Here is a 15899-nt window from a genome sequence, read left to right as displayed (position 1 = left end):
TAAGTTGTTGTTAGTTTTTTAAGAATTATAAGCCCATTTTAAATATATTGAGCCCCAAGTAAAGCCACCACCAAAGGCGGCAAAAATAATATTATCGCCTTTTTTTAATCGTGATTCGTAATCGTTTAATAATAATGGTAAAGTTGCTGAAGTGGTATTACCATACTTTTCAATATTCATCATTACTTTTTCGTTTTCTAATTCTATACGGTTAGCTGTTGCGTCTATAATGCGCTTATTTGCTTGATGAGCTGCTAACCATGCAATATCCTCTTTTGTGAGATTATTACGTTCTAGAATTTTAACTGCAACATCTGCCATATTAAATACTGCATTTTTAAAGACTGTTTTACCATCTTGAAAAACAAAGTTTTCTTTTCTTGCTATAGTTTCGGCAGTTACTGGGTAAGAAGAACCACTAGATTTTACCTGAAGAAATTCTCTTCCAGCTCCATTACTTCTTAGGTATTCGTCTTGTAAACCGAAACCTTCTTGATTGGGCTGAAATAATACAGCTCCTGCTCCATCTCCAAAGATGATACAGGTCGCTCTATCTTCATAATTTATCATTGAAGAATTCTTATCTGCTCCAATTAATAATACATTTTTATAACGTCCTGATTCAATATATTTTGCTGCAGTTGACATGCCAAATAAAAAGCTTGAACAAGCAGCTTCTAAATCAAAAGAAAAAGCATTAACAGCACCAATTTGTGTTGCTGTATATGCAGCAGTAGATGCGGCTTGCATATCTGGTGTTGCAGTTGCCACAATAACTAATTCTATATCTTCTGGATTTGTATTTGATTTTTTTAGAAGGTCTTGAGCGGCTTTTATAGCCATATATGAAGTGCCTTTGCCTTCTCCTTTTAGGATGCGACGTTCTTTGATTCCTGTTCTAGAGGTAATCCATTCATCATTAGTATCAACCAAGGATTCTAGAATCTTGTTGGTTAATACATATTCTGGTACATAAGCACCTACAGCTGTAATGGCTGCTGAGATTTTACTCATACTTTTCAAGTTAATTTGACCAAAAATTGCTCAAAACCGTCTAAAATAGGCGATATTTTGTTCAAAATAATCAATTTTTGGTTAATTACGTGCAAATTAAGTTGTTTTTAACTTAAAGAAAAATATATCATAAAAAAAACGCTCACAAGTGAGCGTTTTTCTATATGCATGCATAATAAATTATGCTATATTCTCTTCTGCTACTGCGTTGTCAATTAATACTTGACCTCTGTAATATAATTTACCTTCGAACCAGTGTGCTCTATGGTATAAGTGCGGCTCACCTGTTGTTGGGCAAGTTGCAACTTGTGGCGCAGTTGCTTTGTAATGTGTTCTTCTCTTATCTCTTCTTGTTTTTGAGATTTTTCTTTTAGGATGTGCCATTTTATTATTTTATTTATCCGTTAATAGTTTTTTTAATGTATTCCATCGAGGATCAATTTCCTCTTGGTCTTTTTTTATATCCTTTTGTTTAGGACTTAATTCTTCTAATTTTTCAAGTATTTCTGAATCTAATGTTCCATCTTCTACTCCAGGATGCACTCGCTTTGTTGGCATGGATAATACTATTAATTCGTAAACATATTGTTGTATACTTATTTCGTATTCTCCATGAGGTATAATTAAAATATCTATATTCTCATCGTTATATTCTTCTCCAAACTTTACTACCAAATCAAACTCGCTTTCTAAAGGTTGCTCATATGGTTCGTTTGTTACATCGCAATTAACATTAACTGTTCCTGAAACTTCAAAATGCAGTTCTAAAAGTGTTGTTTTTTTTTCTAAAACAACATTAACTTTTAAATTACTGCTATTAAAATCTTCATACTCAAAATATTCAAAGAACGCATTATATATTTCATATTCAAAAAGATGCTTTCCTTCTTTTAAACCTACAAATGGAATTGTAAACTCTTTCAATGGCTTCATTGTCACATCTATTTTGAGCCTGCAAATATACAAATTTTTATTTATTGAGCAGACTTATCAACAATTTTTTGTTTACTTCTTTTTTGTTTCGTATTTTCTTTCATCAAAACGCTTCCTTTTGCTTACAGCTAATGGGTTTCTATTTAATTCTTCAAATTCTCTTCTATTATTAAAAATAGCAACTGCTGTAAATAGTGCTTCTTTAAAAGAACCTGTATCTGCAATGCCTTTTCCTGCTATTTCGTATGCTGTTCCATGGTCTGGTGATGTTCTTATCCTGTTTAAACCAGCTGTAAAATTTACGCCTTGACCAAAAGATAATGTTTTAAAAGGAATTAAACCTTGGTCGTGATAAGAGGCAATAATAGCATCGAAACTTTTATAATTGTCGCTTCCAAAAAAACTATCAGCAGCATAAGGTCCAAAAACTAATTTACCGCTCTCTTTAATTTTTTTAAGAGTTGGTCTCATAACGGTATCGTCTTCGTTACCAATAACGCCATTATCTCCTGTATGCGGATTTATACCTAAAACAGCAATTCTTGGCTGATTAATTCTAAAATCCTTTTTTAAAGAATTATATACTGTTTCGATTTTTTGGGTTATTACTTCTGAAGAAATATGGCTAGAAATATCTTTAACTGGAACATGGTCTGTTAACAAACCAACTCTCAATGTATCTGTAACCATAAACATTAAGCTGTCACCTTCTAATTCTTGTGCAAGATAATCTGTATGACCTGGAAACTTAAAAGTCTCAGATTGAATATTGCTTTTATTAATTGGTGCTGTAACCAAAACATCTATTGTTTCATTCTTTAAAGCTTTTGTTGCGCTTTCTAAAGATTTTATAGCATATTCTCCAATTTTAGTATCTTCTTGACCAAAATTAATATTTACATTTTCTTTCCAACAATTAAGAACATTAACTTTACCGTGAAGAATTTCATTAGTGTTATTAATACCATTTAAATTAATGGTTAATTTAAAATGATTTTTAACAAATGTTATTGTTTTTGTCGATGCAAAAATTACTGGTGTATAGAAATCTAACATTCTATTATCCTCAAAAATTTTTAGTACAATTTCTGATCCTATACCGTTTAAATCTCCTATGGAGATGCCTACAATTATTTTTTCTTCTCTCTTCATTAATAATGCTAACTATTGTTCGTAATTTTATACTCGCAAATTTAACCAAATAATACAGTTAAAAGTATGTTTACAGGAATTATTGAAACCTTGGGTCGTGTTACAAATGTAAAACATGATTTAGAGAATTTACATCTTACAATAGAAAGCACCATTACTAATGAATTAAAAATAGATCAAAGTGTTGCTCACAATGGTGTTTGTTTAACGGTAGTTAGTATTAATGGTAACTGTTATACCGTTACTGCAATTAAAGAAACTATTGACAAAACTAATATTGGAAACTTAAAAATTTCTGATATTGTTAATCTAGAACGCGCAATGAAATTAGGAGACAGACTCGATGGCCATATTGTACAAGGTCATGTTGATCAAGTTGCAGAATGTACAAGTATTGAAGAGACACAAGGCAGCTGGTTGTTTAGTTTTAAATACGATGGTTCTTTAAACAATATTACAATTGAAAAAGGCTCGGTAACGGTAAATGGTGTTAGTTTAACAGTTGTAAACTCTAAACTAAATTCTTTTAGCGTTGCAATCATTCCATATACATATGAGCACACAAACTTTAAAAACTTTAAAATAGGCTCTACTGTGAATTTAGAATTTGATGTTATAGGAAAATACGTTTCTAGATTAAACGAGCTAAGGAACTAAATCGTTTTTTTTTGAAATTTATACATCTTGTATATGCCAAAAAAAAGACCCACTATTAATAGGACAAGCAATCCTCCATCTATTGGTGCTCCAACAGGTCCAGGAGGTCCAGGAGGTGGAGGTGGTGGTGTTTGTGCAGCGCACACGAAACTTATTAATACAAATAAGATTGAGGCAAATATTTTTTTATTTTGTATAATATAACAAGTCGTAAATGTAAAAAAAAACGGAGTTAACAAAACTTTTAGACAAGTTTTTCAAAAAAAAATCCCACGAAAGGTGTTTTTTTTCGATAAAATACACAAAATGTAACTATAAAACTGCTAAAACCTTTTTCTAACTTATTATAATTCTCTTTATTTCCTCAATATTTAATTTAATAAATATTGGCTTATTAAGCTTTGAGTATAGAATAAACCTGCTTCATAAAAAAAGCCTTTCAAAAGTATGAAAGGCTTTACAATTTTTAAGTGGTCCCACTTGGGCTCGAACCAAGGACCACCTGATTATGAGTATTGAACTGATTTTTTTGAATATCTTCTGAAACCCTAATAAACACTACCTTTTTAAAGATAAAATTCTTGTAAAAATTAATTCTTGCAAACATTCTTGCAAACATTTCAAGATTAAAACGCTTTTAAACAACCATTCGTTTCGAATAATATCTTTTTATCCAAACTACCGATGTAATGATATGTTCTAATCTCTGGATTCTTTGTTTGGGAAAATACTTTTAAAGAGATTAAAAAATATCAACTTAAAAATAGGGGGTGGATTAGGGTTTTCTATAAAATTTCTACCAAAAGAGATAATGTTTATTTAAATTAGTTATAATCTAAATTTTTATATGAAAAAATTAATCGCAATCGTTATTGTGATTTTATCCATAGTGGGATTTTTCATCCATGTTACACCGGATGATTTAATCGATGCACCTGCCAGAACCAAAGTTTTATCTTTAATATTCACCCTTCCATGGTATGCTAAGTTAATTAGCCTTTTTATTGGAGTTTATCTAATAATGTCGGATTCTGATCGAACAGAATCATAGTAAGTAATGTAAAATTTGTTGTGGTAAAGATTTTAATGAATACGAATGGAACCATAATGCGATACAAATGAAAAGAATTATTCTGCTTCTCTTAACTGTTTGTTTTTTTTCAAACAACCTTATGGCCGATTCCCCTTTAACTTCAATAGAATTTTGGAAGGTGTCTGAGGATTTATACGTCTTAAAAATTGGTAAAGAACCAGGGAAGAAAAAACTTGATAATGTTAGATTTAAATTTTTAACAGATTCCAATACAACTATTTTTGATAAAATAGCACTTGTTAATGCGATGGGATGGGACAGTAATTCCAAATTTAAAAACTCAGAAATATTTCTAAATAAATTAAAAAAAGAACATTTAAATTCTATAAAAAAATATCGTAAACAACTTTTAAAAGCACCACCTTTTAGTTGGGATAATTTAGAATTTGATGATAATGGTGACATCTTGAGGAATGATAAAAATGACAAACATTTTATCCAAGGAATATTTTATGAGTCAGTTGATGATTTTGATAAAAAATACGATGCTGTTGAATCTCTCTGGACACCAGAAGATATTATACGTTCACATTCCGATTACAAAGGATTTGGTGTCGAAGATAATTATACCGTTTACTTATATTTATTAGCAATGGATAATTATTGGGATGCGTCTCTTGTTTTTGACGTCTTGGATAATTTTATAGATGATGAAGGTAACGTTATCAGTGTGACATACAATAATAGTGATTCTAAAGAGGCGTTTGATTTTATTAAAATGTTAGTTTCTACACAGTCTTTATTTTTAACAAAAGAAATTGATTGCGAAGTTTGGGAGGAGTTTAACAAAATTAGAGGCAGAGATTATTATAGCTGTATGTCAAATTTATCAATAAGAAAATCCCTTCTAAAATCTTATGATTATTTAAAAATTTATTCGGATAACTGTGAGGAAGTAATGTATGATATTAATACTACATATTGCTTTAGAAACGTAATTCATGCAACCCAAAATCAACAGGTTACTATCCTTCATTATCCCCTTTTCATATACGGAGAGTTAACTATTTATGATCAAAATGATAGTGAAGTTTTTAAATTTATCATAGACGGTGGTGATAGCGTTGGTTTAGATATTAGTAATTATCCTCTTGGGAGTTATAGGATTCAGATGATTAATACACAGACAGAGCCAAAAACACCCTATAATTTAGATCTCATAATTTATTAACAATAGCAACAATACTAAAATTATAAATATGGAATTGCAACATTTTATTGGTATCGCCCTCATAGGTATAATAGGTTTTTATATATATTTCTGGCCTACTCGAATTGCTTTTAAAAATAATAATCCCTTCAAGGGAATTATATTATTAGTAAACATATTCTTTGGTTGGACATTTATAGTTTGGTTCATATTACTCATATATGTTTACTTTCCAAAAGATAAAATAATTATAGATCCTATAATAGATCCAAGCGGAACCATGAGCGCAAAAAAATACGGTGACCGTATTAATGATTTAAAAACACATTCAAATAAAATAACCTCTATGAAACAACTTTATGAATTAAAACAAATGGGCGCTATTACAGAAGAAGAATTTCAAAACCACAGAAATCGGTTAAAATTATAAACTATGAAATATTGTACAAATTGCGGAGCAGCTACCCAAAATTCATCTAAATTTTGTGGAGAATGTGGGAACAAGATTGAAAAAAAATCTACAAAAGATATTCTACCAGAGAATTCAGAAGATTCAAAAGAAATAAAAACTGATGAATTTTGGAATAAATTAAAAATAGATGAAAAACAAATAAAAATTTTATCTGACTTTGGAACAGGACCAGATATTTTTGATTGGGATGATGATTTATTAGAATTCTCTTTTCCAAACCATATTCAAAAACTCATGGATTGTTTTTGTTTAACAAGAGATGAAATAGAAGAATTAGAAAAATTATCTTCCGATAAGAGAGGTGTTATTAAATATCCAAATAAAGAAATTTATATTGGTGAGTTAAGTAATGGTTTTAGAAATGGGTTTGGAGTATATTTTGAAAATGAAGGAGATATTGATTTACCCGAACATAAAAATGAAGATAATTTTATAATGACATATAATGGTTTTTGGGTTGATGATAAAAGGTCAGGAAAGGGATTTGAAGTCAATAATTTTTACAGAACTTTAAGTTATAAGGGAGAATGGGAGAATGATTTATATAACGGGAAGGGAATTAAATATGGAACTAAAAAAGCTAAATACATTGGGAATTATAAAAACGGAAGTCTTCATGGTAAAGGAAAATGGTTGGGGGAAGATGGAGGTGTAGGATTTGAAGGAGATTTTAAAGATGACGATCGACATGGATATGGTGTTAATTTTCATTACTTAACTAAGAATAAGTATTGTGAAGGGAAATGGGAATTTGATAAATTTATTGAAGGTAATATTTATAACTCTGATGGGGTAATTGAATTTATAGGTAAATATGACGAATATAAAAATTTAAGAGATTTGGATGATGATGATGAAACTATAGATTTAGAACCAGAAACTAATGAAGAAATGATATTGGAAGATGGAACTATTAACCCTGAATTGTACCTTTCAACTTTTGTTGATAATGAAACCACTTTTTTAGGACATGAGAATATCACTACTGCTTTAAATACAAAATCAAAAGATATAAATGATTTATTTCATGAAAATTTCTCAGATTTTTTTGAAAGTTTTAAAGAAAAAAAAGTAGATTTCGAATACCATTTCATGTATTATAACCATCAGCGATTACTAAATGATTCTTTTCTGCTTGTATTAACCCTTCAAAAAGATAATGAATATGAAATTGTCACTCTCATTGTAGCTGAGGGAAAAGCAGATATGGAAAGATCTTGTTGCAGATGGGATGGAAATATCGGTCATTTGAAAGTTTTAAAAGAAAAAAAATTGTACGCAAGTATACAAATTGTTAATTCTGATTTTGACGGTGGAGATTTGTCCAAGGTTCGATTATATAAACCAAAAAATGGGTTTTTAGATGCACCATGGGCAAAGTGGAAATATAAACTTACAGACATCGTGGCTGCAATAAATGACGCTTGCGAGGAGTACAATAAATATCGAGTATAAGAGATGCGTCAGAATTAAATACCGGTTGATTGACAGGTTTAAACCCTTATAATAATGAGCGCTTTCATGAGTAACCAAAAAACTTAATATTAGCAGAGGCCTGTTTCAAAAAAAAAAATTGTTGTAAACGAGACATAATTTAACAAAAAACTAAAAAAATGAAAACTAAAACATGTACTAACTGTAATACATCTCTATCAGAGGATAATGCATTCTGCAATTAATGTGGTCAGAAATATGTAGAGCCAACAATAATAAATAACAAGGAATGCTCTAATTGCAAAAACCCCATTCAAGAAGACCAAATATTTTGTTCATTCTGTGGTATAAAAAATGAGTCAAAGCCCCAAGTAGTTTTCTGCGCCAAATGCGGTGCTGAAAAAAAAGAAAATGTAAAATTTTGCTCCGGTTGTGGTAATAATTTTTCTCAGCAAGCTAATATTAGTGGCAATCAAGATCCCAACATAAATATTGTTTCTAAAAGTATTAATGCAAACAACGACAAAGTCAATAATGAAAAAATTGAGGCAATAGAATTTTGTATGAAAAAATACCTTAAGAATAGAATGATTGAAATATGGTTAGTCATAATTTTGACATTTGGAATAGGGATACTGATTGCTCCAATTTTTATTTTTAGATATCGCAAAGGAAAAAAACGAGTAAAACGTATAAAGGCCAAAATGTATAATGACCAAAATTTTCTTAATAAAGTACGTGCAGCTCGAGGATTTAATACTGTTTCTGTAGATTTTGATGGGGAGTCCATAGAGGTTCCACAAGGTTTTATTTGGGTTTCAAAATATTCTAAAAAAAGTTTATGTCAGATTCTTAATTCTCAAAATTAATATATTATGAAGTATTGCTCAAAATGTGGTAGTGAATTTAACGCAGGTTCAAAATTTTGCGATCAGTGCGGCCACCAGCCAGAAAATTTAAAGGTGGGGGAGCCGGCTCAAGCTGAAACAACTCCTGTTGAAATTTCTGAAAACACAAAAAAAATCGTTTTATCAAAATCAAAAACCATGAAAACACTTTCTATTTTAAGCATAATATTAAGCGCAATATTTTTCATTTGGTATCTTTTATTTATAACGAGTATCGGTATAAGTAAAGAGGAATTTTCGTTGGTAGGTGCTGTTTTCGGATTATGGTGTATTGCATTTTCCATTGTAGCCACAGTAAATTCTTTTAGAAACAGTCAGTCTCATAACAAAACCTAAACTGCATTAAAACGCAGTTTAGCCAAACCGTTATGGGTAATTGGAGCAAAAAAAGGAAATAACCAAAGATGGGTAATATTATGAATTAAAATATTCAACATCTTTAATTTTGAGTGTAGCTTTTATTATATGACACTTGAGTTGGTTATGTTTTATTAACAAGATGAAACAAGCGAACTATGCAATATGACTTCCTTTAAAATTAATATCATAACCATACTCATTTGTTTGCAAATTGCAAACAAATATGATAACAAGAACAAATATTGGACAATATTGACAAAAATCTAATGATGCATAATCATGAAGTTGTCTTAAGAATGAAGAAGAAATTTATCTTTTATCATAGAGAAAAATAAAATAAAAAACACATAAAGTATTGTTTGTTAGTTATTTACACTTAATATGATTCACAAAAAAACCACCCTAAAACAGAGTGGTTTATAAAGTGGTCCCACTTGGGCTCGAACCAAGGACCACCTGATTATGAGTCAGGTGCTCTAACCAACTGAGCTATGGGACCAAAATTGGTGTGCAAATCTAATATTAATTTTAAAACTCTACAAGATTTATTTCTCTATATCTTTATTTTCTTTATTCTTTATTTCCTGACAAAGCTCAATTAACACGCCATTAGAGGATTTAGGATGCAAAAACACTACTAGTTTATTGTCGGCTCCTTTCTTTGGTTTTTCATTTAAAATTATAAAACCTTCAGATTTTAGTCTTTTAATTTCTGCTTCAATATCTTCTACGTCAAAAGCTATATGGTGAACACCTTCACCTTTTTTCTCAATAAACTTAGCTATTGGACTGTCTTCTTTTGTAGCTTCTAATAATTCAATTTTATTTTCTCCAACTTGAAAAAATGAAGTTTTTACACCTTCGGACTCTACTTTCTCCTCTTTGTAATGAGGTTCGCCAAATAGTTTGGCAAATAACATATTGGATGTTTCTAAGCTTTTTACAGCAATTCCTATGTGTTCGATTTTATTCATTTAAAACAGTGTTATTTATTTTCGTAAAACAAAAATATAATTAATATTTCTCTCTAAATTTCAATTTGCATTAAATTAATTTACAAATTTTGCTTTCAAAAATACTATAATATTTAAAAAGCGTATTTTTGCAATCTATACATATTCCTTTTATTTAGGAGCAATCAACAGAATGAAAACAGAAGAAAGCCAAAGACAAAAAAAAATAGGATCGGTTTTACAGCGCGATCTTGTAGATATTTTACAAACAGCAGCGACTCAAGGAGGTATGCGAGGTGTTATTATTTCGGTATCTAAAGTGAGTGTGACTGTAGATTTGTCTGTAGCCAAAGTGTATTTAAGCATTTTTCCAAACGATAAAGCAAAAACTTTAATTGAAGGTATAAAATCTAACCAGCCTTTTATTCGTCATGAATTAGCGCAACGCACAAAAAACCAATTAAGAAGAATGCCACAGCTTTACTTTTTTGTGGACGATTCTTTAGAACATATTGATAAAATTGAGCAATCTTTAAAAGGTGTGGACAACCCATTAAAAGACCCAAATCTTCTAGGAAAGCATAAAAAATCATAACCCTTTTGAGTTTTTCACTTTACATCGCAAAACGGTATTTACGTTCTAAAAGCACTAACAATGCGATTAATTTTATTACTTATATTGCTATAGTTGGCATTATTTTAGGTTCTGCTTCTTTGTTTATTGTGCTTTCTGGTTTTGCGGGTTTAAGAGACTTTACACTTGCATTTACAACGGTTATCGATCCAGATTTAAAAGCAGAAACCTCCATTGGAAAATCTTTTATTTTAGAACCAAATCTAGCAAAACAACTCAACGAGATTAATGGTATTGCAAGTTATTCAAAAGTAATAGAAGAACGTATAATTGCTTCTTTCGATGGTAATAAGCAAGCCTTATATATTAAAGGCGTTGATGCTAATTATAAATTCGTAAATGTTGTAGACTCTATAATATGGAGAGGCAGTTGGTTAACAGATAAAACCAACCAAGTTGTTGTTGGAGATGGCGTCTCTAACAGTTTAAATATTGGTGTTTTAGATTATGGAAAACGCGTGTCTTTGTTTGTGCCAAAACCTGGTAAAGGACAAATAACATCTATACAGCAGGCTTTTAATCAAGTAGAAGCTATTAACGTTGGCGTTTTTAGTGTAAACGAAAACCTAAATGATAGTCATATTTTCTCAAGCTTAGAACTAGCTCAAGAATTACTAAATTATAAAGAAAATCAGATTACAAATATTGAGTTTAGATTAACAGAAGGTGCAGATGAAAACAAAGTGAAATCTCAAATTCAAGCTGTTTTAGGAAACAATATAACACTAAAAAATACAGCACAATTAAATGATGCCTTGTATAAAATGCTTAATACTGAAAACCTTGCTGTTTATCTTATTTTTACACTCATTTTAATTATTGCCTTTTTTAATGTTGTTGGTTCTTTAATAATGATGATGCTTGATAAAAAGAAAAGCCTCAACACCTTATTTAACGTTGGTGCTACTGTAAAAGATATTAGGAAAATTTTCTTTTTACAAGGCACACTCATGAGTGTTTTTGGAGGATTAATAGGCTTAGTCGTTAGTACGCTATTAGTGCTTTTTCAACTTTATGGTCCAGATAACATGAAAGTAATGATTACCCAAACACTAGCATATCCTGTTGCTTTTCATGCTAAAAATTTAGTGATTGTGTTCTTAACAATAACTGTTTTAGGTATTGTAGCCTCTAAAATAGCTTCGGTTAGGATTACTAAGAATATGATAAAAACGAGTTAGAATCAAACTAACATTAGGTCATTTTTATTCAAAATTAACATTCGATTCCGTACATAAGAATAATATTAGTAAATATAATTCAATTTCCGTTTGAGCATGATTTAAATTGATTTCATAATTACGTTCAAGTGAAAATATATTCATTTTTACTTTTCCAATTACTTTTTCATTATATATGATTTTTGAATATGGATTAACTAAAGGAATCCATTTACGCGCAAGTGTTATCTTATCATTATTCTCGAAAATTAATTCAGAATTAGCTAGGTTTGAGTCCTTGATTAAGAACTGTCTTTTTAAAATTGAATTGTGTTTAAAAATAATTTTAAATTTAGAACCAAAAAATCTACTTTCTTTTATTTCTAAAATAAGTTGATTTTCAGAATTAAAAATTGAAATTAAACTACCTGAAAACCAAGATTTTTTTATTGTAGAGTAAAGTTCTAAATCAGATGATTTATAAATTTTTAAACCATTACTATACGAACCACTTGCTATAAAACTCATTAAGTTATTTTGTTTTCTTCAAATTACTTAAAACTATCAGAAAAAGTAAAAACAGTAAATTTTAGAGTGTTTATTCCGTAAAAATATAATCACTAAACAGTTTTTCAACCTCGTTAAAAGCAGCAAAAACATCTTTTGATGCATCACTTGTAACCATTTTCATTCTGTGTCCTTTAAAATGAGGAATGCCTTTAAAGTAATTAGTATAATGTCTTCTGGTTTCAAAAACACCAAGTATTTCGCCTTTCCAATCTATAGCCATTTGTAAATGTCTTCGAGCAGCTTCCACACGCTCTGCAATTGTAATTGGTGTTAAGTGCTCTCCAGTGTTAAAAAAGTGCTTTACTTGTTTAAAAAACCATGGATTACCAATGGTCGCTCGACCAATCATACAGCCATCTAAACCATAAACATCTCGCATTTCCATAGCTTTTTCTGGAGTTGTAACATCTCCATTTCCAAAAACAGGAATATGCATTCTTGGGTTGTTTTTTAATTGAGCAATTGGTTTCCAGTCTGCTTCTCCTTTATACATTTGCGCACGTGTTCTTCCGTGTATAGCAATAGCCTTGCAGCCTACATCTTGAAGTCTCTCTGCAACTTCAACTATTTTAATAGAGTCGTGATCCCAACCTAAACGTGTTTTTACAGTAATTGGAATATTGGTACGCTTAACCATTTCGGCAGTTAATTGCTCCATTAAACAGATGTCTTTTAAAATACCTGCTCCTGCACCTTTACTCACTACTTTTTTTACTGGACACCCAAAATTAATGTCTATAATATCTGGTTTAGAAGCAGAAACAATGTCAATGGTCTCTAACATACTGTCCATATTAGCTCCAAAAATTTGAATCCCAACTGGTCTTTCCTTTTCGTAAATGTCTAGTTTCATAACACTTTTTGCTGCGTTACGAATTAAACCTTCGCTACTTACAAACTCTGTATATACAACATCTGCACCTTGCTCTTTACATAATGCTCGAAATGGTGGGTCGCTTACGTCTTCCATTGGTGCTAAAAGCAATGGGAAGTCTGGAAGTTCTATGTTGTCTATTTTTACCAAGATTTTTTGTTTATTAACAAAATTAATACTTTTTATGTTATACTTATTCTAACACAACAATAACTTCATTCTTTCTATTAAATACCTCAAAAGGTGCATTATAACCTAAAAAAGAGAACTTATTAGAGTAAGCAATACCGTTTTTATCTAAGGTTTGTTTTAGTGCGTTTTTATATTTGTCAATCTTATCTTTATTAGCCCAGCCACCAAAGCTAATTACTGCAACTGTTTTTTCTGGCATTTGTTTAAACTGAATTTTTTTTTGATTCGGTATTGGCAAATCTTCTTTTTTGTAAGCTTTAGGAACTAAAAACTGCATGGTTACAGAGTCTTCTAAGCTCATATTTACAGGAGAGGTCATGGCTATTTTCTGTTTGGTTTCGTTATCTCCAAAATATAACCTCCTAATGCATTAAAACCTTCAGAGCCAGCTTTATCGTAATCGTCTGTTGCCAATTTTATTGATGTAAATAATGCAGATTCATATTTACGGATCTCAATATTATCTATTTTCTTAAGTGTTTGGTATTGGTGTGTTTCGATATCTTTTTGTGAATAAATAAAGTAAAACTGAAAAATTAAAAAAGCTGCTATAATAACACCAAGAATAATAAGTATTGTTTTTATTTTCATAATAATATGTTTTATTAGAGCACTAACTCTTTCTATTTAAAACCCATAAACCGTAAAGCCCTAAAAAAAGTTCTGCAACTGTTCCAAATAGATATCCAACTGTTGGAATTCCATCTAAAGTTAAACTCAGCAATCTTCCAAAACCTAAGCCAAGCATAAAAACAACATTGGTAATCAAAGCTGTTTTAAGATAGTGCACTTTAAATACACCTAAAAGCCATATTGTTGAAAAACCTAAATACAATCCCATAACTGCTTTGTAGAAATTATGCTCATCTATAGTTTCTAGAAACATGTCGAAACTTAATTCTGGTTTGAAACCATAAATTAAGGCTATAGGAACAACAATAGACACCGAAATAACTAAGTGAATTTTAGTAATAATATCTTGTTTGTTTTTAAACATGTTTAGCTTCTCGATACTATTTTTCGTACCTCAAAATAACCAGAAGTAACAATAATTTAGCTCATTAAAAAGTAACCTCAACTTCAATTAGTTCTTCCTCACGCTTTACAGTTACTTTGGTAGTATCTCCTTTTTTAAAGGCTGCTAATGCTTTCATATAACTCATCATGTCTGAAATGTCGTTATCTCCAATTTTCATTACAACATCTCCTTTTTGTATACCTGCATTTGTTGCTGGAGTGTTTTCTCGGGTACCATCAATTCGCATGCCTTCTCCATCGTATAAATAGTCTGGTGTTACACCTAAGCCTACTTTAAATTTTGGCACAGAGTCGCTTTCGTTTTTAGTTGCTCTAAATGGTAATTTTCCGTTGTTGTCAAGGTCTGTAATAATTTCAAAAATATAATTTGAAATGGTTTGCATACCTTCATAGTTTAGTTTTTCGGTATCATCTGTTGGTTTATGATAATCTTCATGCTGTCCTGTAAAAAAGTGTAGCACTGGAATATCTGCATGATAAAAAGAGGTATGGTCACTAGGTCCAACACCAGATTCTTTAGCTACAATTTTAAATTTCGAATTGTTAGCAGTGACTGTTTGCTTAAAAATTGGAGAGGTACCAACACCATAAACAGCTAAAGTACTATCTGCCTTTAAGCGTCCTACCATATCCATATTAATCATGTAATCTACTTTTTTGGTGTCTATAGTTGGATTTTTTACAAAGTAATTAGAACCCAATAATCCTAGTTCCTCACCAGAAAAAGCCATAAACAAATAATTGTTGTTTGTGTTTTTAGCTTTTAATCTTCCAGCTAAATTTAAAAGCACAGCAACACCACTTGCATTATCGTCTGCTCCATTATGGATTGCTCTTTCTCCTCTGTGTAAAGAACCTTCTGCACCATAACCTAAATGGTCGTAATGCGCACCAATAATAATAGTATTCTCTGCCTTGTTATCTATATAACCAATGACGTTTGTTCCTGTAATTGTACTATCACCATCTTTTACCGTGTAGTTAACTTCTTGGTGTGGATCTGTTTTTGGGCGAAAAGAAAAAGTTTGAAAATATTTTTCTGTTCCTTTTTCTTGTAATCCAATATTTTGAAATCTTTCGGCAATATATGTTGCTGCTTTTTGTTCTCCATCGCTTCCTGTTTGTCGTCCTTCTAGGGCATCAGACGCTAGAAAAGCGACGTCTTCTTTTATAGAAACTGTATTAATAGTTTCTTTTGTTTCTGTTTTACATGCTGTTAAAAACAATAAAATAAGTGATGTGATTATGTATTTCATGATAAGAGTATTAATTTTGCACAAAATTAGGCATTATATGTCATTTATT

At 30.5% G+C, this 15899-nt stretch carries 19 protein-coding genes, 1 tRNA gene and 2 pseudogenes; 10 read left to right on the top strand and 12 right to left on the bottom strand.

Annotated features, from left to right (window positions below):
• Nucleotides 1-18: 18 nt before the first annotated feature.
• The 4 genes from P8H50_RS06415 to pdxA form a co-directional block, all read right to left on the bottom strand.
• The gene (locus P8H50_RS06415) at nucleotides 19-1014 is read right to left on the bottom strand and encodes a beta-ketoacyl-ACP synthase III (RefSeq protein ID WP_300206801.1); all 996 of its coding nucleotides are present in this window, start codon (nucleotides 1012-1014) and stop codon (nucleotides 19-21) included.
• Nucleotides 1015-1194: 180 nt separating this feature from the next.
• Complete coding sequence (rpmF, locus tag P8H50_RS06410; RefSeq protein ID WP_013869593.1) at nucleotides 1195-1398, bottom strand: 50S ribosomal protein L32; 204 nt, start codon at nucleotides 1396-1398, stop codon at nucleotides 1195-1197.
• A gap of 9 nt (nucleotides 1399-1407) precedes the next feature.
• Nucleotides 1408-1947, bottom strand: a complete 540-nt coding sequence (locus P8H50_RS06405; RefSeq protein WP_300206799.1) for a DUF177 domain-containing protein — start codon at nucleotides 1945-1947, stop codon at nucleotides 1408-1410.
• 72 nt (nucleotides 1948-2019) lie between these two features.
• Nucleotides 2020-3099: a 4-hydroxythreonine-4-phosphate dehydrogenase PdxA gene (gene pdxA, locus P8H50_RS06400; RefSeq protein WP_300206797.1), complete on the bottom strand. Its 1080-nt coding sequence runs from the start codon at nucleotides 3097-3099 to the stop codon at nucleotides 2020-2022.
• Nucleotides 3100-3165: 66 nt separating this feature from the next.
• On the opposite strand from pdxA, the gene P8H50_RS06395 reads away from it, so the two are divergent.
• Nucleotides 3166-3756: a riboflavin synthase gene (locus P8H50_RS06395; protein ID WP_300206795.1), complete on the top strand. Its 591-nt coding sequence runs from the start codon at nucleotides 3166-3168 to the stop codon at nucleotides 3754-3756.
• Here P8H50_RS06395 and P8H50_RS11055 read toward each other — a convergent pair.
• Nucleotides 3753-3812: a hypothetical protein gene (locus P8H50_RS11055; protein WP_366900964.1), complete on the bottom strand. Its 60-nt coding sequence runs from the start codon at nucleotides 3810-3812 to the stop codon at nucleotides 3753-3755. The two genes, P8H50_RS06395 and P8H50_RS11055, sit on opposite strands and share 4 nt — an antisense overlap.
• Between P8H50_RS11055 and P8H50_RS06390 the strand changes: the two genes are divergently transcribed.
• The 7 genes and pseudogenes from P8H50_RS06390 (at nucleotide 3790) to P8H50_RS06365 (ending at nucleotide 9149) form a co-directional block, all read left to right on the top strand.
• Nucleotides 3790-3960, top strand: a complete 171-nt coding sequence (locus P8H50_RS06390; protein WP_300206793.1) for a hypothetical protein — start codon at nucleotides 3790-3792, stop codon at nucleotides 3958-3960. The two genes, P8H50_RS11055 and P8H50_RS06390, sit on opposite strands and share 23 nt — an antisense overlap.
• 914 nt (nucleotides 3961-4874) lie before the next feature.
• Nucleotides 4875-6020, top strand: a complete 1146-nt coding sequence (locus P8H50_RS06385; protein ID WP_300206791.1) for a hypothetical protein — start codon at nucleotides 4875-4877, stop codon at nucleotides 6018-6020.
• A 28-nt stretch (nucleotides 6021-6048) separates the two neighbouring features.
• Entirely contained in the window at nucleotides 6049-6429 is a 381-nt protein-coding gene (locus P8H50_RS06380) for a superinfection immunity protein (protein WP_300206788.1), read from the top strand.
• A gap of 3 nt (nucleotides 6430-6432) precedes the next feature.
• Nucleotides 6433-7926 (top strand): hypothetical protein, encoded by a 1494-nt coding sequence (locus P8H50_RS06375; protein ID WP_300206785.1) that lies wholly within the window; start codon nucleotides 6433-6435, stop codon nucleotides 7924-7926.
• Nucleotides 7927-8177: 251 nt separating this feature from the next.
• A pseudogene (locus P8H50_RS11050) lies at nucleotides 8178-8330 on the top strand (zinc ribbon domain-containing protein); the annotation flags it as partial.
• Between the two features lie 138 nt (nucleotides 8331-8468).
• Entirely contained in the window at nucleotides 8469-8774 is a 306-nt protein-coding gene (locus tag P8H50_RS06370; RefSeq protein ID WP_300206783.1) for a hypothetical protein, read from the top strand.
• Between the two features lie 6 nt (nucleotides 8775-8780).
• Nucleotides 8781-9149: a hypothetical protein gene (locus P8H50_RS06365; RefSeq protein WP_300206781.1), complete on the top strand. Its 369-nt coding sequence runs from the start codon at nucleotides 8781-8783 to the stop codon at nucleotides 9147-9149.
• A 449-nt stretch (nucleotides 9150-9598) separates the two neighbouring features.
• Here the strand turns inward: P8H50_RS06365 and P8H50_RS06360 are convergent.
• Nucleotides 9599-9672: transfer RNA gene (locus tag P8H50_RS06360), tRNA-Ile, on the bottom strand.
• Between the two features lie 46 nt (nucleotides 9673-9718).
• Entirely contained in the window at nucleotides 9719-10147 is a 429-nt protein-coding gene (mce, locus tag P8H50_RS06355; protein WP_300206779.1) for a methylmalonyl-CoA epimerase, read from the bottom strand.
• A 172-nt stretch (nucleotides 10148-10319) separates the two neighbouring features.
• On the opposite strand from mce, the gene rbfA reads away from it, so the two are divergent.
• Both rbfA and P8H50_RS06345 read left to right on the top strand, forming a co-directional pair.
• On the top strand, nucleotides 10320-10721 hold the full coding sequence (gene rbfA, locus P8H50_RS06350) for a 30S ribosome-binding factor RbfA (RefSeq protein WP_300206777.1): 402 nt from the start codon (nucleotides 10320-10322) through the stop codon (nucleotides 10719-10721).
• 5 nt (nucleotides 10722-10726) lie between these two features.
• Nucleotides 10727-11941 (top strand): FtsX-like permease family protein, encoded by a 1215-nt coding sequence (locus tag P8H50_RS06345; protein WP_300206775.1) that lies wholly within the window; start codon nucleotides 10727-10729, stop codon nucleotides 11939-11941.
• 24 nt (nucleotides 11942-11965) lie between these two features.
• Here the strand turns inward: P8H50_RS06345 and P8H50_RS06340 are convergent, their stop codons facing one another.
• The 5 genes and pseudogenes from P8H50_RS06340 to P8H50_RS06320 all read right to left on the bottom strand — a co-directional run bounded on the left by P8H50_RS06340 (nucleotide 11966) and on the right by P8H50_RS06320 (nucleotide 15850).
• Entirely contained in the window at nucleotides 11966-12448 is a 483-nt protein-coding gene (locus P8H50_RS06340) for a hypothetical protein (protein WP_300206772.1), read from the bottom strand.
• A gap of 70 nt (nucleotides 12449-12518) precedes the next feature.
• Nucleotides 12519-13514 (bottom strand): tRNA dihydrouridine synthase DusB, encoded by a 996-nt coding sequence (gene dusB / locus P8H50_RS06335; RefSeq protein ID WP_300206770.1) that lies wholly within the window; start codon nucleotides 13512-13514, stop codon nucleotides 12519-12521.
• A 43-nt stretch (nucleotides 13515-13557) separates the two neighbouring features.
• Nucleotides 13558-14147, bottom strand: a pseudogene (locus P8H50_RS06330) (heme-binding protein).
• Between the two features lie 22 nt (nucleotides 14148-14169).
• A complete protein-coding gene (locus tag P8H50_RS06325) occupies nucleotides 14170-14553 on the bottom strand; it encodes a DUF4345 domain-containing protein (RefSeq protein ID WP_300206768.1) in 384 nt (127 codons plus the stop codon).
• Between the two features lie 64 nt (nucleotides 14554-14617).
• Entirely contained in the window at nucleotides 14618-15850 is a 1233-nt protein-coding gene (locus tag P8H50_RS06320) for a M28 family peptidase (RefSeq protein ID WP_300206766.1), read from the bottom strand.
• Nucleotides 15851-15899: the final 49 nt, after the last annotated feature.

The sequence above is a fragment of the Lacinutrix sp. genome (genome assembly GCF_029238095.1).
Classification (GTDB): Bacteria; Bacteroidota; Bacteroidia; order Flavobacteriales; family Flavobacteriaceae; genus Lacinutrix.
This window is presented reverse-complemented; position numbering and strand designations above follow the sequence as displayed.